This window comes from Oculatella sp. LEGE 06141 (genome assembly GCF_015207605.1).
Classification (GTDB): Bacteria; Cyanobacteriota; Cyanobacteriia; order Elainellales; family Elainellaceae; genus Oculatella.
In genome coordinates, this window is record NZ_JADEWO010000002.1 from 200,267 (window position 1) to 222,358 (window position 22,092).

Genomic DNA, 22,092 nt, shown 5'->3' on the forward strand with positions numbered 1-22,092 from the left:
TGAAAATTACTGAAAGAGGTTTGCCCAATTGCCAGTCCCCTCTAGACTATAGGCAGCACCTATAGACGACTGGATGTAAGAGCGTTGACATTCATTGAGGATAACAACCCAGCGACTTCTCTCCAGAATCTCTCGCGGCGAGAATTGCGAGATCTAGTGCGATCGCAGCTTCAAATGTTGCTAGAGCAAGACAATCTCCAGGGTGCCAAAGCATTGCTGGTACCCGTTCAGCCTGCGGATATTGCGGAAGCGATCGAGGGTCTACCAGAAACCATGCAGGCGATCGCGTTTCGCCTGCTCTCTAAAGACGAGGCGATCGAAGTTTACGAGTATCTGGACTATTCCGTCCAGGAAACGCTTGTAGAAGAACTTAAACGCCAGGAAGTGCTGGATATTGTCGATCAGATGTCCCCCGACGACCGGGCGCGGCTGTTTGACGAACTGCCTGCTAAAGTGGTGACCCGTCTACTGGCACAACTCAGCCCGGAAGAACGAAGCGCTACCGCTTTGCTGCTGGGGTACGAGTCTGGTACAGCCGGACGAATTATGACTCCGGAGTATCTTTCGTTGAAAGAAACCTGGACAGTCGCTCAAGCACTGGCGCGAATCCGCAGTTTGGCACATGTCAGTGAAACTATTTATTATCTCTATGTCACTGATGAAGCTCGGCACCTGACGGGTATTTTGTCACTGCGGGCACTGGTGATTGCCCAACCGGATCAAATCGTTGGCGAAATTATGACCCGTGAAGTGGTCTGTGTCCAGACGGGTACAGACCAGGAAGAAGTGGCTCGCATGATTCAGCGGTACGACTTTTTGGCAGTGCCTGTCGTCGATACAGAACAACGCCTGGTGGGCATTATTACCGTTGACGATGTAATTGATATCTTGGAAGAGGAAACTACCGAAGATATTTACACATTGGGCGGGGTGCAGTCGGGAGATGACAGCTACTTTGAAACGAACCTGCTCACGGTTGCCCGTCGGCGGGTCGTCTGGCTCTTTGTGCTGTTGATTACCAACACTGCAACAACGGCTGTGATTAGCAGCCAGCAGGATGTGTTGCAGCAGGTGGTGGCTCTGGCTTTCTTTATCCCCTTACTAATTGGCACAGGGGGCAATGTTGGTGCCCAGTCTTCTACAGTGGTGATTCGAGGTCTGAATACCGACGAGATTCGCAAGGGCAAAGCTGGACGAGTCATCCGAAGAGAAGCGATCGCCGGGGCATTTTTGGGGCTGATGTTAGGCAGCGTTGTCCTGGTGTGGGCTTATTTTCTCCAGGGAAATCTGGCCGTTGCGATCGCCGTTGGGGTTAGCCTGGTTGCCATTTCAATTCTGGCATCTGTATCTGGGTCGGCTCTGCCGTTTTTGTTTCAAGCGCTTGGGTTAGATCCAGCCTTGATGTCGGCTCCGTTCATCACCACGGTCGTGGATGTATTGGGCGTATTGCTTTATTTGAATGTGGCACGGCTGATTCTCGATATTTAAAAATTGGAATTGCAGCAGCATGGCAGCCACTTAATCGCCCTCATGACTCGGCAAACCACCCCAAGAGGCGATAAATTCAATGGTCGATATCGTTTTGGCAGATTCCACGTTTGAAGGCATTCAGATTGGCTTGGTAATTGGATTAACCGCCATCCTGACGGTTGTGGCCAGTCGATTGTTACCAACTCTGATTTCTACTCTATGGAATCGTTTTACCACAGCAACTTTCAAGGAGATTTACCACAACATTGTTGAGCCGTGTTTAGCCTGGATTCAGTGGGCGATCGCGTTATCAATAGCCGAACTCGTAGTGCTATTACTTCCCAGATCGTCCTGGAAAGCGGTGGTTGAAATTCCACTGAGCCTGACGCTAACAATTGTGCTGTGCTGGCTGTCGTCTCGTCTGTTTCGCCAATTTTTTGATACCTATTTATTAGAAATTGCCTTTAAGGGTGGACGAAAAGTTAACAGTGAATTTCTGATTCTGGCTAAATTCTTTGTCAGTTTTTCTGTCATTGTTGTTGCAGTTATTGCCTTTGCTCAAACCCACCAGATTAACGTCGTTGGGTTAGTAGCCAGCCTGGGAATTGGAGGATTGGCGATCGCGTTTGCTGCCCAAAAAACGCTAGAACAATTTTTGGGTGGAATCGTACTCTACATCGATCGCCCCTTTGTCGTGGATGATTATATCGGTTTGCCTGATGGTACCTTTGGCCGGGTTGAATCCATCGGCCTCCGCTCAACCAAAGTCAGAACATCAGGGAAGGGAACGCTAGTCATTGTGCCAAACAGCGCTCTAACCCAGGTGACTATCGAAAATTTTACGGGCGTTAAAAAGGTAATGTCGATTATTTACCTGACGTTCTATCGGGTGATCCCCTACGAAGAGCAGGCATTAATTCGCCAGGTTATCCTGAACAGCACGAGCGATATCTTTGGCCTCGACACTCAAAGCACCGATCTCAGCTTCAAAGAACTACCGAACCAGCCCAAAACTCAAGCGCAGATTACTTTCTTTATTCTGGGATCAGGCGATGTTTCTATGGAACTGCGTCGTCAGTTATTAGATATTGCCAGTCAAAACATTACCCAACGATTGAAAGAATACGGCATTGCCTTTGATATTGAAGAACCAACCATCTACGTCGATTCTCCAATTACTATCTAACTCCGCTGTTCATGGATATCCCGGTTATACTTCGAGATTGGTTTCAAATCGATGCAGAAACGCAACGTTTCTTGGTCAGTTTAGGGGTGCGGCTTGCTGTCTTTCTGTTTTTTGTGTTTATTTCTCTCCTGGTTGGACGATACACTCCTCTACTGATCAAGCTGATTATTCGTCGCTTTTCGCCACATCAAGTCTCAGATATTTATGCTCATTTAATCGAGCCAATTGAACCTCTGTTTAAAGCAGCAGGAACGCTGGTTTTGATCTCGGTCTGCTTGAATTTGATTCAAGAATATGAAGGCTTTTATCAGTTTTTAAAGTTCTTTGTTGACTTTGCTGTTGTTCTCAGTACAGCCTGGCTAGCTTCCCAGCTATTCCGTCAGTTTGTTCGTGTTTATGGAATTGAGTTAATTCGACGGTTAGGGTTAGAAATAGACGAAATGTTACTGGTGTTTGAAACCTTGGCCAATACTATTATTGGTTTCATTGCGGTTGTTGCCTTTGCCCAAAGCCAAAACATTAACTTAATCGGCTTGTTGGCCGGTGTCGGAATTGGCGGAATTGCGATCGCCTTTGCAGCTCAAAAAACACTAGAACAACTGTTGGGAACAGTCGTTCTCTATCTCGATCGCCCCTTCATCCCTGGAGACTATATTCGAGTGGGGTTAAACCCGCATACGGAACCCGTCTATGGGCGAGTTGAATCGATTGGATTGCGATCGACCAAACTTCGCACTGCTGCAAAAAGTACCCTGGTGATTGTGCCCAACTCCACCATGGCAAATGTGGATATTGAAAACATCACACGCGGTAAAAAGGTGATGGTTCTGCTTTACCTGGATTTCTCTCAGAGCCTTGGAGAACGCGAGCAGGCTTTAGTGGAGCAGGTGGTGAAGGAGTGTACCAATGCGCTGTTTGGTATTGACCCCGGAAGCACCAAAATTATGCTGTTTCATCTCGATGGCAAACCAGAGACACGAGCTAGAGTTACCTTCTTCATCCTGGGTTCTAGTGAAAATTCGATACAGTTGCGAAAACGCTTACTAGAACTGGCGAACCAAACGATTTCTAAAAAATTGGCGACCTTCAACATTCAATTCACCATGCAAGACCCCACAATCTACGTGGAGTCACCCGTTACTATCTAATCTCCTTGCTGCCAAGATTCGCGGCTGATGCGCTAGCATACGAAATACAGACCAATAGGGAGTTGCGGCTGTTCAACGTCGTGATAATAGCACTCTTAATCCTTGTCATTGGTTTAACTCCATCCTTGTTTTCGCTTTGGGTCATGCGTCAGGCCGATGCCCGAACGCAAGCGAGACTAAGGCTGACGCTCGAAGCGGCTAGCGCTCGTCGGTTTCCCGGTTTGGCGCTTTCTCCCGACCATCACTATGTTGAAGGGCTGGGTTATATCATCGGTGACTTCAATTGTCGGTTCAACGCCCGATCCACTTACGTTCGGTGTGCGGTTAATCCGTTTGGGCCTTGCGACAGTTGTTCACATTACCAGCCGAAAGAATTGTCTGATGAGTCAGGTGAACCTTTGTAGCTTCGACGAGTCTAAATGAGTCCTGATTAATGGGTTGATGCGATCGCAGCAGAACAAGTCGTTCCAACATCTACTCGAATCGATCGAGTGACAGTTGCAATATCACCTCATCGGCCTGCCCTGCGACAAAGTGAGCATAGCGTCGAGCGATCGGCGGCAAAATTGCAAATGGATTGCTAAAGCCAGAAAAAATGTGCAAGCCATCTATTCCGGGGATCATTCCGACTAAGGGAAGGCGATCGCCGCTAAACGCCACTAAACAGCGGCACCATCTTCCCGGTAAATTCTCAAGCGCTGGCAAAATGCGGCCAACGCTAGAGCGCAGCCACGCCTCGCTCTTTGCTGCATCAATCTCTGCTGTAACATCGGTTAACATGCGGCTGATTTGACCGAGCCGCAATCGACCATCGCTTAATTGAATTGCACCCGCATCCATAATTGGAGCCGTGATCTCATATCCCGGTTTGCTCCAAAGCATAGCTGTGTCATGCTTCCCTGCTTCACCTTCCAGCGCAAACCGTTGCAGTTCTGCTGGCATCACAATGGTTTGCAGCCGCAAATCAACAGGCGGTGTTTCGATCAGCTCAGAGTGGGTAAAGTAGTTGCAAACCGTTATTCCTGCTGCGTGCAACAAGGCTCGACTCATGCCCCCAGCACAAATGACTACATTATTCCCCTCGTAGGTTACGGCAGACGTGGTAACGCCACAGACGCGATCTGCGGTTCGGTTCAATCCGGTAACTGTCGTAATCTCAATGGTGCCGCCTGCTCGCATAAACGCCTGGTTATACGCATTAACAATCCATTCTGGATTAACGCTGCCGTGTTTGAGATGGAGCGCACCCGCGATCGCTGCTCGATTAAGCAACGGTTCCATCTCACAAGCCTGATCCACACTTAGTAAGGTGGGTGCGATCGCAAACTGATCATATGTTTTCGCTACCCGATGCGGCTCACGATCGGAGTCGATCGTCAACAGCAAATCTAATTCTCGAAATTGCGTATCACTGTCCAGTTCGTCCGACAGAACCCGGTGCCGTGCAATTCCTTCCTGGCAAAGTTGGCGTGTTAGATCCGTTGTGCCCGACCAATAGGCGATACCGCCATAGCTGTAGCGTGTAGCATTGTTAGCCGATGCGTCCTGCTCAACCAGCAAAACGTCGAAGCCCACATGGGCTAACTCATAGCTCAAGGCCGACCCTGTCAATCCACCACCCACTACAATCCAGTCATATGTTCTCATGCACTCTAGACCTACGCTGCTATAACTGATGGCATTACTTTAGTCTGCTAGCTTTCCTGGGAATAGCCAGACGGCTCGCCTTCTACTAGCACCACCTCAATGTTAAGAATACATACGGCTTGAGCACGCACTTGGTTTGGATAGTTGTTCAGCAGCCAACCGCCCCAATCCTGGAAACACGAAGTAGAGACGACCTCCTGTAAATCGCAAGGAGCTTGTCATCGGCTGTTATGGCGTGCTGAAAGCGGTGAGCATTTCGGATGATACCCTAACCCTTGTCAAACTTTAATTTGGCTTTACACGAATCCAAAGTTCTCGTAATTCCGTAGTAGTACTACTGCGGAACACCGCTAGAATAAGCAAGATTGTCTAAAGAACCTCACTCCCCCACTTCACATCTATCTATGGGTAGAAAAATTAACCGATTCTTGCTCCTGATTGCTTCCTGCGGCATCGTAGGTGTTGTGCTAGGCGGTACCGCAAGCCGCGCAACCATCAATCAGTGCTTAGACGATGACACGCCTTCTAATAGCTGCCTGACTCAAAATCCAGTAACGAAGACCATCGAAGGAATGAGCGGCGGGTTTATTGCCGGAGCTGGAGCTGCTGCTGGTGCAACCTGGCAGCTTCGCAACAAAGACGCTTAAGCCATCCCATAAAATATGGAGTAGAGCTAACTCTACTCCATATTCGCATCAATATCACGATCTTAACAAAGCTGAATAAAGGCTTATTCAACCCTCATCCAAGCAGCAATAAATCGATCGTTGGTGTTAGCACGGTCGATCGCCGCTCTATTTTGGTAGAACTCCGGCGTGTGGCGGTTTATCTGCACTAGCGCGATCATTATTGCTGCCGCCCCGTGTTTTTAAAGCACCGTGTTTTAAAGCAATGGTTATGCTGCTCTGCGGGTTACCAGACCCCACAGGAAGATGAGGATAATAGCACCTACGATGGCAAGAGCAATACTAGGAATAGTTAAAGCGCCTGCTGTTGCTCCCGCGCTCGTTCCAAGCAAGGCTTGACCAATCCAACCTCCGAGCAGAGCACCCAAAATTCCCAAACCGATTGTCGCCAGGATACCGCCACCCTGATTACCAGGATAAATGAGCTTGGCAAGCGCACCAGCGATCAGACCTAAAACAACCCAAGCTAGAATTCCTGTGACTGACATGCGAGTTTCTCCTTACTTCTTACGCTTAATCTTTATCTAACAAGCTGTCATATACACAGTATCCCGGCGACAATGCTTTTTGCTTCTGCCCGAAGGCGTAATCATCTCAGCAAAATGAAAAGACGAAATAAGCTGCTTCAAACGTTCCTTAAGTCTGAAATGTAGCACCGATTTAAAGAGTCCTATTCTGCCGTTTCAGTAGTCATTTGTTAACGGTTTCTTTACTAGATTTTTATCAACTAGGCTCTACTTCTTGAGGATGAATAGAAGCGACTTGCTATGACCTAAGGCAGAACGATTGGAGCCGAAATCACGTGTTGGGCTTCCAGGAAGGCAGCCGCCCTCAATATAGTTGCTTCCTGATACGGAGCGGCAATTATTTGTACGCCGATGGGTAAACCGTTTGCACGTTGCACCGGAACAGAGAGAACGGGCAGGCCAACAAACGATAAGGGTTGAGTATACAGCCCCAGGTTTGGTCGGGTTAAGACTTCAACTCCATCCAGTACCATTGTGGTTTGCCCGATTTTGGGAGCCGTGCAGGGAGTGGCTGGTGCCAGAATCAAATCGGCTTGCTGAAAGCACTCACTGAGGCGATCGCGATACCAGCGGCGGAAGCGCTGCGCTTGCAGGTACCAACTGCCAGGAATCATTGCACCTGCCAGGAATCGATCGCGTGTGGCTGGGTCAAAATCTTGAGGGCATGTTCTAAGCCGCTCTAGATGCAAATTGCTGCCTTCGCAGGCGGTGATAATGTAAGCCGCCGCCCTGGCTCGATGCGTTTCGGGAAGGGTAATTCGCTCACGGGCACTCAATGCCTGAGCTACCCGCTCAACCGCTTCAAAGACTTCTGGTTCCCCCCCGGTTGCAAAGTAGCCATCGGCGATCGCAATCCGCAAGCCTGTAATTCCCTGAGAGAGTTGCGGCAAACATTGCTCTGGTGGGCGAGTGGTACAAATGGGGTCGTTAGCGTCTGAGCCTTGCAGAACGTCAAACGCGGCAGCAATGTCTCGAACAGAACGGGCAAATGGGCCAATATGATCCAGGCTACCGACAAACGGGTATGCTCCTGCCCGTGACAAGCGGCCGTAGGTTGGCTTGAGTCCAAAAATGCCACACAAGGAAGACGGTACTCGAATTGAGCCGTTGGTATCTGAGCCGAGGGTCAACGGTACCAAACCCGCTGCAACAGAAACGGCTGACCCACCCGACGAACCACCGCCAACACGCTCCAGGTCGTACGGGTTATGGCAAGGCCCATAATGGCTATTTTCAGTCGTGAAACCGTAGGCGTACTCGTCCATGTTGAGTGCCCCGACAAGCACGGCACCCGCTTGCTTCAAGGCCGCTACAGCGGTTGCGTCTTGAGAGGCTGGAGAATTGGCTTGATTGATTTTGGAACCCGCTACCGTAACCAACCCTGCAATATCAAACAGGTTTTTTACCGCAAACGGTACACCCGCCAACAGTCCCGGATCTTGCCCCGCCGCGATCGCAGCATCAACCTGAGCGGCATCTGCCAGAGCTTGCGCTTGAGTAATGCTGGTGAAGCTGTTGATGGCTGGATCTCTGGCTGCAATGCGAGCCAGCGCGGCCTGGGTAACGGTGGTGGCACTAACGACTCCGGCACGAACTGCTTCAGCGGTGGCGATCGCATCCAGCGAATCCAGATCAAGCGTGTCAAGATTAAGGGTCATAGCTGATCCAGGCCAGACGAAACGGGTTGAAAAATAGGAGCGGCTTCCATGTCATCAGGCAGCGGAAACTGATTGACCAGTTGCGCGATCGCCGCAATTCGAGCCATGTTGTCGATTACACCAGGTCGATAGTCTGGCTCAATGGGCAGATGCAGGGCACTTGCGAGTTGATCAACATAAGCGGCTGCATCGAAAGAAGATTCCACCATAGGAGTACCGTTTAGCAAGATGAGAAAACGATATCCTAATAATCTGCCGTATGCACCAAACCTCTTTTTTAAAGCAATTTCAAGGCTAAAAGGGATTCAGCCGATACCGTAGACTGAGACTGTGTTAGAAAACGGCTGATTTGCTTTGGCTATTGTTTAGGATTTCGTAATGGAATCTCTGGTTCTAATCAGTATTGTCATTTTGTTAGTGATTGTCGGGTTTTATGCCTGGTTTACCTACAAGATCTTGCAGGAACTTCGGCAGGAAAACCGTTTATTGAAAGGTACGCTAGAACAACAGCTAAAACTGTCTTCTTTTCCACATCTCTACTGTGATATGCAGACGGAGATTCCTGGAAAGGCATTGAAGCTAGAGATGTATAACATTGGTAGCGTTCCAGCCTATGACATTCATATCAGCGTCATTGGAGCGTATACCGAAGAAGGAATTGATATTTCTACGTTCATGCGGAACTTTGTGCAGCCGCGCTATCGCAAGTATCCGCTTCAGGCTGACAAAGTGGGGTATTACGGCATTCGCAGTATTTTTCGCTGCCCAACCTTACCCACGCAAAAACGATTGACGATCGCACTGAACCTGCCTACCCAACCCGTTGATATTTACGCCTTAACGCAATACCGCGACGTGTCTGGCGGAAACTACCACCAGGTGTATTGTTTTTCAGATATTGACGAAAAAGGCAGCTATCGCGCCAATATTTTGGAGCCGCAACGGTTTGAGCCGCTCGAACGGCTGCACTTTTATGACATGGATGATGCCAAACTGCCCGTAACGGACAAACCGTTGCCTTTCTCTGTGGGAGATTTTGTGGATTTGTGGAACCATTCGCTGTCCCACCGCCTAACAACCCTTTATTCTGAGGCGATCGTCCATCTACAGGAAGTCCACGATACGCCTTAATTTGTGCGGTGAGCCAATGCCGCATCCACCTGTTGCTGTAACGCCTCTAATGTTGAAGAGTTATCGAGAATCACGTCCGCTCGCCGCCGCTTTTCTGCAATCGGTAGTTGGCTGTCGATTCTGGCCTGAATTTGCTCCACAGTGAGCCGATCGCGTTGCCTTAGTCGGGCTTGCTGCTGCTCAGGGGTACAGGAAATCACCCAGATTTCGCTTACCAGATCGGTCATCTGCACTTCAAATAGCAATGGAATGACTAAAACGGCCAGCGATTGAGCCGCATGGTGCGGCTCCTGCTCCGCTAACTGCATCAGGTTTGTTTCCAGCCGATCGCGTACATAGGGATGAATCTGCTGTTCCAGCCAGCGGCGTTCTAGCTCATCTGCAAAGACGATTTCCCCCAGCCGTTGCCGATGAAGGCGGCCATCTGGTTGCAGCAGGCGATCGCCATAGCGTTCCACAATTTTGGCTAACACCGTTGAACCTGGCTCTACCGCTTCACGGGCATACCAATCTGCATCCAGGATCGGCAACTGGTAGCGATCGGCTAAATAGGTTGAAACGGTGGTTTTTCCCATGCCGACTCCACCCGTTAAACCAATCACCCGATGGGGTAGTCCGTCTGTGCGGAGTGCAAGGGGGATCATGAAACCCAATCTACTAGCGCGTTGGTTAAACCTTCTAAGGTATATTCGCTGGCTTCCACATCGACTCGCCCAAAGACTTGCTGGCACGCAAGCGAGGTTTGGGGGCCAATAGAAGCAATACAGACGCGATCGGCAGTCCAGGTGGAAGGCAGCGCCGCTTGGCTGAGCTGGTGGAAGCAGTTGACCGTTTTGGAACTGGCAAAGGTAATGATATCGATCGCCCCTTGTTCCAGGGCTGCGATAATCTCTGGCTCTATAGCTGAGGCGCAGCCAGACTGATAAGCCGCCGCTTCCGTAACGATCGCCCCCTGAGCCGTAAACTCTTGCACCAATAGCTCTCGACCACCTGTTTCGACCCTGGGAAATAAAATCGTGATTCCGGTCATGCGATCGCGATCGGGAAAATGCTCGACCAGCGCATCAGCCACAAAGTTCGGCGGGATAAAGTCGGGTTGCAACCCCCGCTGGCGTAAACTGGCCGCCGTTTTTTGCCCAACTACTGCAATTTTGACACCCGCCAGGTCGCGGGCATCTTTACCTGAGCTGGCCAGACGGTCGAAGAAATAATCAACGCCGTTAGTTGAGGTCAAAACTAGCCAGTTGAATTCAGAAAGACGAGCGATCGCCTGATCTAACGCTTGCCAACTGGAGGGTGGCTCCAGTTGCAGCGCTGGCATTTCCAGGACGGTTGCACCCTGTTGCTGTAACAGTGCGGTGAATTGGCTGGATTGCCCAGCAGACCGGGTGACCAGAATCGTTTTGCCATGCAAAGGGAGCTGAATAGAGGGCACAGTATGAGTCGGCAGATCAACCATAGGAGCTACAGAACGCTGTTTCTCATTGTCTGACGAAAAGGGAGACTGAAGAAAGGGACGCAGCCCAACCACTTCCCCCACCACAATCACCGCTGGAGAAAGGGGTTGCCGTGCCGTGTTCTGCTCAATCGTCATCAGGGTGCCAATCCAATGCTGCTGCTGGGGTTGCCCTGCCCAACGGATCACGGCAATTGGCGTTTGGGGCGATCGCCCCCAGCGTTGCAACTGCTGCACTATTTCGCTTAAGTGGCGGGCACCCATCAAAACGACAAGCGTATCAATTTGGGATAATGCTTCCCAGTTCAATATTTCAGGAGCATGGGCGCTAAAGACTGCAAAACCGTGGCTCAATACCGGATCGGTCAGGGGAATGCTGGTTAAAAGCGGTGCCGCCAGGGCAGAGGAAATGCCGGGAACCACCTCAAACGGACAGTTTGCCTCGATCAGCGCCTGCATTTCTGCCGTACATCGCCCAAAAATAAACGGATCGCCGCTCTTTAACCGCACCACCTGCTGCCCGTTGAGGCCGTGTTTTACGAGCAGTTGATTGATCTCGGCTTGCGGTGTACTGCTTTTGCCGCCCCGTTTGCCCACATCCAGCTTGAGGCAACCGGGAGGAAGCCAGGTGAACAGGCGATCGTCTACCAGCGCGTCATAAATGAGCACGTCTGCCTGAGTTAGCAGGTGATAGCCACGCATGGTCATGTAGGCCATGTCGCCTGGGCCTGCCCCCACCAGGTACACCTTGCCGCGTCCTGCCTGCATCATCAAGTTTGTCCCTAACCTGCCATTAACCTGCCACTATCCGGAAGCCAGCAGACAGGCTAACGGAAAAATCAGGTACTCCATAAAAAATAGCTTCCAGATGAACTGATAGAATCGGGCGATCGCCTGCTTGTCTTGCAAGTTTACTCGAACGCTCAGCCCCCAGAGTAGCCCTAGTGCCAGGACATGCGTCACGATGAGAAACCCAACATGAACCCTGGGAATGAAGGCTCCAGCCAAAATGACACCCAAATAGCAGACCGTTAACACCGATCGCGACAGATTGAACACGGCTCGTTTGCCCAGCCGAATCGTAAACGTTGTAATGTTGTAGCGCCGATCGCCTTCCAGGTCAGGAATGTCTTTGAAAATAGCGATCGCAAAGGTGAAAACTAGAATAAACCCGGTTAACGCCAACACAGCGATTGGGAGTTGAAACTCACCTTGAAACCGCTGGTTGAAGTGTAGAAATAGCCCCAGATTGACGATCGCTCCCCGCACGGAAAAAATACAGAGCGATGCCCAAAACGGAAAGCGCTTCAGCCGGATGGGAGGCAGCGAATAGGCCGTTCCAATGAATAGGCTAGACCAGACGGTTGCTATGAGAAAGACACCCTGAAACAAGGGCAGCAGTAATGCTAACCCGCCAGTAATGGCAACAATAACCCAACCCTCGCGCCGCGAGAATTCCCCGGACGCTAACGGTAGATGAGGCTTGTTGACTTTATCAATGCTGACATCTTCGAGCTGGTTTAGCCCAACGATATAGACGTTGCCGCACAAACAGGTGATCCAGGCCAGGGCGATCGTCACCCAATGACTGGACAGCAACGCTGCATCTGCACCCAACCCGCCGTTACGCAGGGCGATCGCCACAACCGCCAGCCCGACAACGCTCAGGCTAGTGCCTATGATGGTGTGAGGGCGCGAAAATTTCCAGAGAGCGTAGAGCCAGGAAAAGAGCCGTGGGGTTGCGTTCGATTGCGTAGCGTCTGTGGAAGAAACTGGAGACTTTTTAGGAGAAATCTGGCTCATGTATGCCTAAATGAATCCTCAGGCTCGATTTTAAGCAATTACGACGATTGATAGACCAACCGACCAAGAAAAACCCTCTCTAGAAGGACATTTCTGCTACGACGCTTATTTTATACCGACGAGTAGCCCAAACCGAACTAAACCCTGTTCGTAACCTCGGCGCATCAGCCCCAGGGACAAAGCGGCCTGGATCGTCGTCCATCCCGATCGCAGCAGCCCAATGACCGCAGCAGGGCTAAAGGTCGAATCAATGACCACATTCCAGAAAGGCGCAACGGCTGCTGACCAATCTGCCGTCCGCACGCTTTTTAGGGGAAGATGCTGGGCGATCGCTTCATATTCTGGCAAAGAGATCACGTGGGGCAGCCGATACACCCGATAAATAGCGGCTAAGTGTTTCTGCTCATCGGCAGTGAGAGGCGCACCATCAATTGGACGATGACACCACGTTGCCATAATTAGCATTCCACCTGGCTTCAGTACTCTATGGCATTCCTGCAAAAACCGAGTCTTGTCGGGCATATGTTCTCCGCTTTCCAGCGACCAGACTAAATCGAACGATCGCGCCGGGAAGGGCATATTCAGAGCATCGGCCACTTGAAACCGAGTTCGGTCTGCCAGTCCGGCAGTTTGTGCCCGCTCGGTTGCGCGTGCTGCCTGCACAGGACTTAAGGTAATTCCAGTTGCTGAGGCACCAAACTTTTCGGCAAGATAAAGCGAACTGCCGCCAATGCCACACCCGACATCCAGAATGTGGTCGGCATGATCGACACCCGCCCAGGCTAACAGCTCATCAATTAAATCAATCTGTGCCTGCCGCCGCTCCTTTTGTTCTGTGCCATCCACCCCGTAGTAGCCGTGGTGCATGTGTTCGCCCCAGATTTGTTCCCACAGACCCGATGAGGCATCGTAGAATTGCTGAATTTGTTGCTGTAGTGTCGAAACCATTGCTTAGGGGAAATCTCTTCAACAGTGTCTTTACGTTTCGTTAACGGATTCCTATTATCGTAACCACCTCATGACCGTTTCTCGAACAATCTGCTTAGGTTTTCTGGCTGTTATTACGGTTGGCACCCTGCTGTTGATGCTGCCATTCTCAACCACCGCTGGGGGGTGGAACGATCTGGTAACGGCCTTGTTCACATCTACTTCAGCCGTCTGTGTGACTGGCCTGGTTGTTGTTGATACCGGAACGTACTACTCCTTCTGGGGGCAACTGTTTATTTTGCTGCTGATTCAGGTGGGTGGTTTGGGATATATGACCGCGACCACCTTTCTGCTATTGATCCTGGGACGGCGGTTTGGTCTACGAGAAAAGCTAGCCATTCAGCAGTCACTCGATACACCTGGAATATCTGGTGTGATTCAGCTAGTGCGATCGATTATTGCCGTCACCCTGCTGTTTGAGTTGACGGGTACCTTTGCCATGATTCCCGTGTTTGCTTCAGATTACGGGCTAGATAACAGCATTTGGCTGGCGCTGTTTCACAGCATTAGTGCCTACAATAACGCTGGGTTTGGGCTGTTTCCCGACAATATGATTCGTTATGCTACATCTGTTCCAATCAACCTGATTATTCCGGTGCTGATTATTTTTGGCGGCATTGGCTATCAGGTAAACATGGAGATTTACCTGTGGATACGCGATCGCTGCTTAATGCGTCGAGAACGCGCCGTGTTCCCCCTAAACTTCAAAATTGTTACCAGCACGACTGTGTTTCTCTTGATCGTTGGGACGATCGCTATCTTTTTAACTGAATTTGATAATCCAGGCACCCTTGGCTCTTTCAGTTTTGGTGAGAAAGTAATCGTAGCCTGGTTTCAAGGCGTTGTGCCTCGAACAGCCGGATTCAACTCTATTGATTATGGCAAGATGACGACTGCTGGCCTCTTTATCACGATTGCGCTAATGTTTATCGGAGCCAGTCCGGGCAGTACAGGGGGAGGAATTAAAACCACAACCTTTCGCATCTTATTTAGCTGCACGAAATCGGTTCTGCAAGGCAAAGAAGAGGTACTTTGCTACCAACGTCAAATCCCGGTCATGCTGATCATGAAAGCGGTAGGGGTTGTCTTTGGCTCCATCATGACCGCAGTCGGGTCAACGATGCTGATCACCCTGTCTGACCCAGAGTTTGATTTCATTCAGGTGTTATTTGAAGCGGTATCTGCCTTTGCCACAGTAGGGCTATCCACAGGAATTACAGCCAGCGTTTCAGTCGCCGCAAAGCTGGTGTTGATCCTGACGATGTATGTGGGTCGAGTTGGGGTGCTGTTGTTTGTGGCGGCCATTTTGGGAGACTCTAGTCCCAGCGTGGTGAACTACCCAGAGGAAAACCTGCTGATTGGGTAACAGACTGGATAACAAAGAGTGAATGCAGGTAGAAGCGCTTGTCAAAAAATCACCCAAGCAAGAAGATCTGTCAAAGTCGGTTAATTCTACCTGCATCAAATGTTGATAATTTTTAATATAGTGATCTGAGTAACAACACTATTCAGGGCTAGTTATTAACAGCCCGGAGCTAACGGTGAACCTGTCAAATTTGTCTGGTTTAGGTTTCTTTAAAAGTCTGCGTCCAACGAATCGGCAGTTTGCGGTAATTGGATTAGGGCGGTTTGGTCGAGCCGTGTGTTCAACGCTACATCGGTTAGGGTACGAGGTCTTAGGCATTGATTCCGATGAGAAGCTGGTTGCTCAAGTTTTGTCAGAACAGATTGCCTCTCATGCGTTACAGCTAGATTCTACGGAGCCATCTGCGCTCAAAGAAGCTGGCATTTTTGAGTTTGACACCGTGATTGTGGCGATCGGAAATTACATTCAAGAGAGCATTATCACCACCCTTAACGTTAAGGAAGCCGGAGTTCCTCATGTGGTGGCTAAGGCATCCACTGAAGTTCATGGCAAGTTGCTTAAGCGAGTCGGTGCCGATCATGTGGTCTTTCCAGAGCATGAGATGGGCTGCACGCTGGCGCGATCGCTCACTCGTCCCGGCATTCTCGATCGGTTTGAGCTAGATCCCGATCACAGCATCGTTGAGGTGGTTGTTCCCGAAGAGTTTGATGGCAAAACCATTGTGGAACTGGAACTGCGATCGCGTTACGGGCTGAACCTGCTGGCGGTCTGCCAGGACGAAAAGTTTGAGATTAACCCCAGCCCGGTGTTGCGTCTGCACAAAGGCTCGATCATGGTTGTGATTGGAACCAATCGGGGGATTAATCAGTTGCCTGTATAGGCAACGAGACGGAAGAAGACGGAAGAAGCCGATAGAAGCCGATAGAAGCCGATCGGAGTGTGGGCGATTGTCTAGACCCAGAATCAAGGTTGATTTTAGGCGTATTCTTGAGGTTGCGACGTTTAAGCACCCGCCCTAATCTTCCTTCTATGAACGTGATTGGTTTAATCAGCGGTACTTCAGTGGATGGCATTGATGCCGCTCTAGTCGAAATTGCTGGCCAAACGGCTGACCTGAGCATCAACCTGTTGAATGCGGCTACTTACCCCTATCCTGAGCCGTTGCGATCGCAGATCTTGGCGGTCTGTGGAGGAGCGTCGTTGTCGGTAGCAGAACTGGCGGCACTGGATGACGCGATCGCTGCTGAGTTTGCTCAAGCGGCGATCGCCGTTCAGTCAGGTTATCCGCAGGCCGATCTACTGGGTTCCCACGGGCAGACGGTGTATCACCGTCCACCCGACTCGACCACCCTTGGTTACAGCGTGCAACTGGGACGTGGAGCTGTAATTGCACGTCTCACGGGAATTCCGACCATCAGCAACTTCCGGGCGGCGGATATTGCCGTGGGCGGGCAGGGCGCTCCCCTAGTGCCACCAATTGATGTTTGGCTGTTGGGGCATCCAACTGCCAACCGCTGTATTCAAAACATTGGCGGCATTGGCAACGTGGCCTACTTGCCTGCCCAACAGACCGCCCATGCTGCTTCTGGCGCGTCGGCGATCTGCGGTTGGGATACTGGCCCTGGCAATGCGCTGCTGGATCTGGCTGTCTCTCGGCTATCGCAAGGAGAATTGACCTACGACCGAGATGGCGCGTGGGCTGCAACTGGATCGCCCTGCCACGCTCTGGTGCAACAGTGGCTTCAGCATGACTTCTTTCGGCAATCGCCACCCAAGTCAACGGGGCGAGAACTGTTTGGTGAAGCCTATCTTCAGAATTGTTTGCATGATGCAGAACGCTTCAACCTGAATGCGGCAGACATTCTGGCAACCTTAACGGAACTCACTGCTGCCTCGATCGCCCACAGTTACCGCTCGTTCTTACCGCAACGACCCGATCAGGTCTTGTTGGCGGGGGGCGGCAGCCGCAATCGTTATTTAAGGCAGCGGTTACAAGTGTTGTTGGCTCCCATTCCGGTTTACACCACAGATGAAATGGGGCTGAATGCCGACTTTAAAGAAGCGATCGCCTTTGCCGTCCTGGCCTATTGGCGGCATCACCATATTCCCGGTAATCTTCCGGAGGTGACCGGGGCAGAACAAGCGGTTCTTCTAGGGGAAATTCACCTGGCTGCAAAATCCTAGCGTGATAACATGGGTTGCCGTCGAGGTAAACGGTGGTGTCGTAAGGGGCAACCCGATTAAGGATTAGCGCTGTGGCTCATACCTTTTTACTGGAAGCAGGTCGTTGGACTCTGCAAGGAAGCTGGCTCGATCGAGATAGTCGGCCAGTGACCGTTAGGGGCAAAATTTTAATTGCCTGGAGCCGAGATGATTGGTACACGATGGTGACCAAGCTGGTGTTTCCAGGAACCGAAAGAGGTGAAATTTCCTTCCAGTATCGTGGACGGCTCGATGCGGGGGAACGGCAATATACCTTTGTGTTGCAGCACAGTATTTTAGGGCGGGTAGAAGGAGAAGGCTGGGTTGCTCCAGAAACAATTGTGCAGCGCTATTGGGTGTTGGGCGATCGCCAACGGCGCACAGGGTTCGAAACCTTACGGCAGCTCAATGCCAACAAATATTGTCTTTCGAGCAGCGTTATGTCGGGGCACTACCTCACCAGCGTGATGGAGGCGATTGTGGAACGCCAGCTTGAGTCATAAAACTGTAACTGGCGAGGCAGGAATGCCTCGCCAGTGTTCTACAGAACGGAATACGGCAGGGGCTACTCGGCGGCTTCTCCGCCTACAACCACATCGCGAATCCGTAAACTCGGCCCTCCACAACCAACAGGCAAACCGCTTTGGCCGCCTTTGCCGCAACCGCCCGATTCGTCCCAGTAAAAGTCATCACCGATCGCCTCCACGTCAGCCAGCGTCGTGAACACGTTGCCAGACAAATTGACATCTCTCACTGGTTCAGCAATTTCGCCATTGCGAATCATCCACGCTTCTCCGGCGGCAAAGGTAAACATTTCACCGTTGGTCATGCCACCCAACCAGTTGCGAGCGTATACGCCTTCTTTGATGTCTTGAAACAGATCCGCAACTGGGGTTTTGCCGGGTTCAATCCAGGTGTTCGTCATCCGTACAATTGGCGGATAGTGATAGTTGAGGCAACGGGCGTTCCCCGTTGCGGTTTCTCCTAACTTGCCAGCCGTTTCTCGCGAGTGCAGTCGCCCCACCAGCACCCCATCTTTAATCAGTTGAGTGGTTGTGGCAGGCACCCCTTCATCATCGTAGAAGTAGCTACCTCGATGCCCTTCTGGAGCTGCTCCATCCAAAATTTGTAGATCCCCAGGGCCAAAGCGCCGACCCAGTGTCATCACTTCCAGTAAATCGGGGTTCTCGTAGGCCATATCTGCTTCAGAGAGGTGCCCAAAGGCTTCATGCACAAACAGCCCAGTTAACACTGGATCAATCACCACGGTGTAGGTATTGCCTTTAACGGGCGGTAATGCCAGTGCCTCAACCCCTCGCCGTGCGGCACTGCGAACCTGCTCGTCCAAATTTTCCAGGTCTTCATAGGCTTTGCGCGACCCGGTCGTTTCGCGTCCGGTTTGCACCGTTTCGCCATTGCGAGCGGTTGCCGCAAACCGCATTTCCATATCGACCCACGCCTGTTCTAGCAGCGTCCCTTCGGAGGTTGCTAGCAAAATTCGCTGAGCGCTATCCCCGTAGCGCACCGATATCGTTGTGATGCGGCTATCAACACTTCGCAGGATCTCAGCATAATGGCTGCACAGATCTTTCTTGCGCGATAGCGAAACATGACGAGGATTGGTGCCTGTGAGCAACACTTCACGCGTGTCTTGAACAGGAGAAACTGGGGCTAATAGCGTTTCTTCATCACCTACCAAACGAGCTGCGGCGATCGCCTCTTCAATGCGCTCGGTTAGGGTACTCAACCGATTAAAACTGGCAAAGCCCCACCCGCCTTTGTGACAAGCCCGAACCTGGCCTCCAACCGAGATTCCCTCACTTAGAGTTTCAACTTTGTTGCCCCGCAACAGAACGTCGGTTCCTTCTGCTTCTTCCAGCCGAATGGCAAGATAGTCTACCTGCGAGCGGTAGCGGGCAATCAGGTCGCTCAGCAAATTTTTTGCGTCAGCCAGCACAGTAGGCATACAAATGATCCCAGGATGCGTCTAGTTTTCATTGTGCAGCAGGACGAGACATTTGGGGTATGGGGCAGGCGATCGCTCTAAAACCGCCCTAAAATTGCTCTAAACTCAGGACTCGCTTCCAGTTCACCCCAATTAGCGAAGACAGCGAGTGCCTGAAATTGGTCAAAATAAGAAGTAGAGCGATCGGCACATTGAGGAGCGTGGGATGGGCAAGTGTCAAAGGCAAAAACGGTCAGGCGGCAGGGGTTGGAAGCAACTGCTGGTCGCATTGCCAATCCTCATAGGGTTGGGTGGAGTGCTTACCCCGCTTGCTGTAGCCCAACAGCCTGCGCCGCTCGATCAAGATACGCTACTATTGCTGACCGACCCCTTAGAACTGCGGTTAATCGATAACCCCAACGCGATTCCGACGGATGGATCGATCGTGACAGCTACTACGATTTCTCAGACAGAATTAACCATTCCCAGCTTGTGGTGGGCTAATCAGCAGTTTGGCGACAAATTAGTCGATAACTGGCTGGCCTATTCTGGCAACACTGGAGTCCTGCGCCGCGTAGATTTGATTGTGAATCCGCAAGTGTGGTCGCTCTATACCTATTTGGAACGCTACGCTTTTATTACGCAATTTGGCAGTTCGGTAAAAGATTTTGGCTACAATACTCGGTTTTTTAGCCGTCAGCAAGGGTTGTTAGGCGCTTATATTTGCAATTTTGGCGATGTTGGTATTGAACCAGCCTCCAGCAGTGCCGAAACGCTCTCTGTGGCTTACGCACAGGACGAATTGGGAGAATTGCAGTGCAATATTTTCCTCGATCCGTTTGGCTCAGGAGCATTAAGAGGCCGTTCTAATCCCTTTGGCGCACTGCAACCCACTGGCGGTGGTACTGATTAAGCGTTTCGCTGGCTAAGGGTTCAAAAAACTCACTCTGCTCAATGATGTTGCGGCTGGGTAACAGCAGCGGATTGTCCCGCAGGGCGTGCGGCAATTGGTTGCGATCGCTGCCCAGCAAAACGGGGGAAGCGGCTAAACTCAACAGAGAAATCTGGCTGGCAATTTGCGGTTGCCAACAGAAATCAATCCACCGTTGGGGCAAGTTGGCTAGACCGTCATTCGTGGCGGTTGGGGGAGGTGCTGTCGCCGGACGCACCCACAAATCGCTGGTCAATATCGTTCCAGACTCTGGTACTACTGCCGCAATGCGGCGATCGCGCTCGATGACGGGCAGAATATCGGTTGACCAGCCCACCGCAATCCATGTATCGCCCAGTAAAAGCGGTTGCAAATACGCATCAGAACTGTAAACCTTCACCTGTTGATGTAGCTGTCGTAGCTCAGAGTTTAATTCTGGCAGCGATGCAATATCAGCCGCATTAACGGACTGCCCTAGCCTTTTCAGCACCAGGCCAATGACCGATCGGGGGCTATCGGGCAAAGACAGATAACCTCTCAGTTCCGGTCGCCACAGGTCATCCCAATCGGTTGGAGCCCAGCCTAAGTCTTCGAATGCTTCAACGCTGTAAGCCATCATTAGGGTGCCCCAGCGATAGGGAGCCGCCCAAATGTCGCCCGTTTCGGCGAGTTGCCCCTGGCGATCGCGGCGCACGAAAGCTTGCCAGTTGGCTGGCAGTTGCTCCCACCCAGACAGCGTATCAATCTCTAGCGGCTGAATTAAGCCTTGCTGAATTGCCGATGTGAGCCAAAAATCTCCCAGCGTAATCAAATCGGCCACTGAAGGGGCTTCAGAACGGGTAAATGGCAGCGAAAACGGCAGACCAGAGCGATCGTCTCGCGATTCTGCATCGTTGGCCGGATTCCAGCGTTGCAGCAAGTCAAACAAATCACTCAACTGAGGTTGTGCCAGCACATTCAATGGCACTCGTTGCTCTAGCCGTCGCTGAAACTCTCGCACCAGTTGGGCGGGAATCGAACCGTCTAGCATCCGGATCTTTAGTGCGGCATCTCTACCCTGAGCGCCACACCCAGCTAATAACTGATTGAGCAGTAACGCGCCTGCACCCAGAAGGAGCGATCGCCGATGAATAGGAGTCGTTAGTGGGGTCACGTCAGCAGAAAAATGAACACAGCGGAATGAATAACAGATGGGTAAACAACAAGCAGTTGTTCCTTGCCTTTCCCAGGTTAACGGATTGAACGCCCATCATTGCAGGAGCAGATTCAAGAAAGGGACTGGCAGCACTGGCTGCAATGGGTGGCAGTGCCACCAGCATGGTCGGGCGCACACGATGGCAAAAACACCGCAATATTACCGGCAAGCTTGAGTCAAACAACTGAGTAGGACATTCTCGATAACTGCCGCGTTATTGCCGATTTTTACCCGTTGAGGATGTGAGGAGAGGTGATGGTGATTTATTCACCTTTTTCATTATTAATCCCAATAACAGGCCGAAAAACGGCCTAAATTTCTGTTGGATTGCTCTCTAATTTCTCAATTCAGTCTCAACAAAAATAGATGGCAGATGAGCGATCGCTGCATTGACTTTAAAGAACTGTAAGCTTAATGACCGAATGGCAACATTTTCATCAGATCGGCCTGAACGTTTTAGCAAAAAATCAACCTGAGTAACGTCCCAGATGCTGACATTGGTTGAGGATTTATACTCAATAGTTCGTTTTGCTACCGTTTAGGCTGTTCAGGTTTTTGAAGAGGATTGAATCCGGCGCAGTCCTTCTCCAACAGCATCTCTGAGATGCTAGAGAAACTGAGCATTCTTAATTCTTTTGCTCAAAAATACTCTGATGCTGTTCCTTTTTCTGGATAGTCGCAGTAGCGCTAAATGTGAAATTGAATGACTAAAGGTTAAATGATTCAGGAGTAACTGTGGAAAAGCCAGTTAGTT

General features: G+C 50.9%; 21 protein-coding genes and 1 pseudogene. 11 read left to right on the forward strand and 11 right to left on the reverse strand.

Annotation, left to right across the window (positions count from 1 at the left end; genetic code table 11):
- Positions 1-93 precede the first annotated feature (93 nt).
- The 4 genes from mgtE to IQ268_RS02460 all read left to right on the forward strand — a co-directional run bounded on the left by mgtE (position 94) and on the right by IQ268_RS02460 (position 4,208).
- Positions 94-1,488, forward strand: coding sequence for a magnesium transporter (gene mgtE, locus IQ268_RS02445; protein ID WP_370584636.1), 1,395 nt, complete (start codon positions 94-96; stop codon positions 1,486-1,488).
- A gap of 79 nt (positions 1,489-1,567) precedes the next feature.
- The gene (locus IQ268_RS02450; protein ID WP_193875197.1) at positions 1,568-2,656 is read left to right on the forward strand and encodes a mechanosensitive ion channel family protein; all 1,089 of its coding nucleotides are present in this window, start codon (positions 1,568-1,570) and stop codon (positions 2,654-2,656) included.
- A gap of 11 nt (positions 2,657-2,667) precedes the next feature.
- The gene (locus tag IQ268_RS02455; protein ID WP_193875199.1) at positions 2,668-3,804 is read left to right on the forward strand and encodes a mechanosensitive ion channel family protein; all 1,137 of its coding nucleotides are present in this window, start codon (positions 2,668-2,670) and stop codon (positions 3,802-3,804) included.
- Positions 3,805-3,884: 80 nt separating this feature from the next.
- The gene (locus tag IQ268_RS02460) at positions 3,885-4,208 is read left to right on the forward strand and encodes a DUF6464 family protein (RefSeq protein ID WP_339383395.1); all 324 of its coding nucleotides are present in this window, start codon (positions 3,885-3,887) and stop codon (positions 4,206-4,208) included.
- 70 nt (positions 4,209-4,278) lie between these two features.
- Here the strand turns inward: IQ268_RS02460 and IQ268_RS02465 are convergent, their stop codons facing one another.
- Positions 4,279-5,451 (reverse strand): FAD-binding oxidoreductase, encoded by a 1,173-nt coding sequence (locus IQ268_RS02465; RefSeq protein WP_193875201.1) that lies wholly within the window; start codon positions 5,449-5,451, stop codon positions 4,279-4,281.
- Between the two features lie 404 nt (positions 5,452-5,855).
- Between IQ268_RS02465 and IQ268_RS02470 the strand changes: the two genes are divergently transcribed.
- Positions 5,856-6,098, forward strand: a complete 243-nt coding sequence (locus IQ268_RS02470; protein ID WP_193875203.1) for a hypothetical protein — start codon at positions 5,856-5,858, stop codon at positions 6,096-6,098.
- A gap of 248 nt (positions 6,099-6,346) precedes the next feature.
- Here IQ268_RS02470 and IQ268_RS33215 read toward each other — a convergent pair whose 3' ends face one another.
- From IQ268_RS33215 to IQ268_RS02485, 3 genes are all read right to left on the reverse strand, one after another.
- Complete coding sequence (locus IQ268_RS33215; protein ID WP_193875205.1) at positions 6,347-6,625, reverse strand: GlsB/YeaQ/YmgE family stress response membrane protein; 279 nt, start codon at positions 6,623-6,625, stop codon at positions 6,347-6,349.
- Between the two features lie 284 nt (positions 6,626-6,909).
- On the reverse strand, positions 6,910-8,322 hold the full coding sequence (locus tag IQ268_RS02480) for an AtzE family amidohydrolase (RefSeq protein WP_193875207.1): 1,413 nt from the start codon (positions 8,320-8,322) through the stop codon (positions 6,910-6,912).
- The gene (locus tag IQ268_RS02485; RefSeq protein ID WP_193875208.1) at positions 8,319-8,531 is read right to left on the reverse strand and encodes a DUF4089 domain-containing protein; all 213 of its coding nucleotides are present in this window, start codon (positions 8,529-8,531) and stop codon (positions 8,319-8,321) included. The genes IQ268_RS02480 and IQ268_RS02485 overlap by 4 nt, the downstream gene beginning before the upstream one ends.
- A 169-nt stretch (positions 8,532-8,700) precedes the next feature.
- Between IQ268_RS02485 and IQ268_RS02490 the strand changes: the two genes are divergently transcribed.
- The gene (locus IQ268_RS02490; RefSeq protein WP_193875210.1) at positions 8,701-9,453 is read left to right on the forward strand and encodes a hypothetical protein; all 753 of its coding nucleotides are present in this window, start codon (positions 8,701-8,703) and stop codon (positions 9,451-9,453) included.
- On the opposite strand, the gene coaE is transcribed toward IQ268_RS02490, so the two are convergent.
- From coaE to IQ268_RS02510, 4 genes are all read right to left on the reverse strand, one after another.
- On the reverse strand, positions 9,450-10,097 hold the full coding sequence (gene coaE / locus IQ268_RS02495; protein ID WP_193875212.1) for a dephospho-CoA kinase: 648 nt from the start codon (positions 10,095-10,097) through the stop codon (positions 9,450-9,452). The genes IQ268_RS02490 and coaE overlap by 4 nt on opposite strands.
- On the reverse strand, positions 10,094-11,677 hold the full coding sequence (gene cobA, locus IQ268_RS02500; RefSeq protein ID WP_193875398.1) for a uroporphyrinogen-III C-methyltransferase: 1,584 nt from the start codon (positions 11,675-11,677) through the stop codon (positions 10,094-10,096). The genes coaE and cobA overlap by 4 nt, the downstream gene beginning before the upstream one ends.
- A gap of 36 nt (positions 11,678-11,713) precedes the next feature.
- Complete coding sequence (locus IQ268_RS02505; protein WP_193875214.1) at positions 11,714-12,712, reverse strand: homogentisate phytyltransferase; 999 nt, start codon at positions 12,710-12,712, stop codon at positions 11,714-11,716.
- Between the two features lie 105 nt (positions 12,713-12,817).
- Positions 12,818-13,660, reverse strand: a complete 843-nt coding sequence (locus IQ268_RS02510; RefSeq protein WP_193875216.1) for a methyltransferase domain-containing protein — start codon at positions 13,658-13,660, stop codon at positions 12,818-12,820.
- 31 nt (positions 13,661-13,691) lie between these two features.
- Here IQ268_RS02510 and IQ268_RS02515 point away from each other — a divergent pair.
- From IQ268_RS02515 to IQ268_RS02530, 4 genes and pseudogenes are all read left to right on the forward strand, one after another.
- A pseudogene (locus tag IQ268_RS02515) lies at positions 13,692-15,065 on the forward strand (TrkH family potassium uptake protein); the annotation flags it as partial.
- A 181-nt stretch (positions 15,066-15,246) separates the two neighbouring features.
- Positions 15,247-15,945: a TrkA family potassium uptake protein gene (locus tag IQ268_RS02520; protein WP_193875400.1), complete on the forward strand. Its 699-nt coding sequence runs from the start codon at positions 15,247-15,249 to the stop codon at positions 15,943-15,945.
- Between the two features lie 149 nt (positions 15,946-16,094).
- Positions 16,095-17,249: an anhydro-N-acetylmuramic acid kinase gene (locus IQ268_RS02525; RefSeq protein ID WP_193875220.1), complete on the forward strand. Its 1,155-nt coding sequence runs from the start codon at positions 16,095-16,097 to the stop codon at positions 17,247-17,249.
- A gap of 71 nt (positions 17,250-17,320) precedes the next feature.
- A complete protein-coding gene (locus tag IQ268_RS02530) occupies positions 17,321-17,770 on the forward strand; it encodes a hypothetical protein (RefSeq protein ID WP_193875222.1) in 450 nt (149 codons plus the stop codon).
- 62 nt (positions 17,771-17,832) lie between these two features.
- On the opposite strand, the gene IQ268_RS02535 is transcribed toward IQ268_RS02530, so the two are convergent.
- Together IQ268_RS02535 and IQ268_RS02540 are read right to left on the reverse strand one after the other, a co-directional pair.
- On the reverse strand, positions 17,833-19,233 hold the full coding sequence (locus tag IQ268_RS02535; RefSeq protein ID WP_193875224.1) for a TldD/PmbA family protein: 1,401 nt from the start codon (positions 19,231-19,233) through the stop codon (positions 17,833-17,835).
- Positions 19,234-19,310: 77 nt separating this feature from the next.
- Entirely contained in the window at positions 19,311-19,502 is a 192-nt protein-coding gene (locus IQ268_RS02540; protein ID WP_193875226.1) for a hypothetical protein, read from the reverse strand.
- A 26-nt stretch (positions 19,503-19,528) separates the two neighbouring features.
- On the opposite strand from IQ268_RS02540, the gene IQ268_RS02545 reads away from it, so the two are divergent.
- Positions 19,529-20,125 carry a hypothetical protein gene (locus tag IQ268_RS02545; protein WP_193875228.1) on the forward strand — a complete coding sequence of 199 codons (597 nt, stop codon included), beginning with the start codon at positions 19,529-19,531 and terminating at the stop codon, positions 20,123-20,125.
- On the opposite strand, the gene IQ268_RS02550 is transcribed toward IQ268_RS02545, so the two are convergent.
- Positions 20,079-21,296, reverse strand: a complete 1,218-nt coding sequence (locus IQ268_RS02550) for an extracellular solute-binding protein (RefSeq protein ID WP_339383398.1) — start codon at positions 21,294-21,296, stop codon at positions 20,079-20,081. The two genes, IQ268_RS02545 and IQ268_RS02550, sit on opposite strands and share 47 nt — an antisense overlap.
- Between the last annotated feature and the right edge of the window lie 796 nt (positions 21,297-22,092).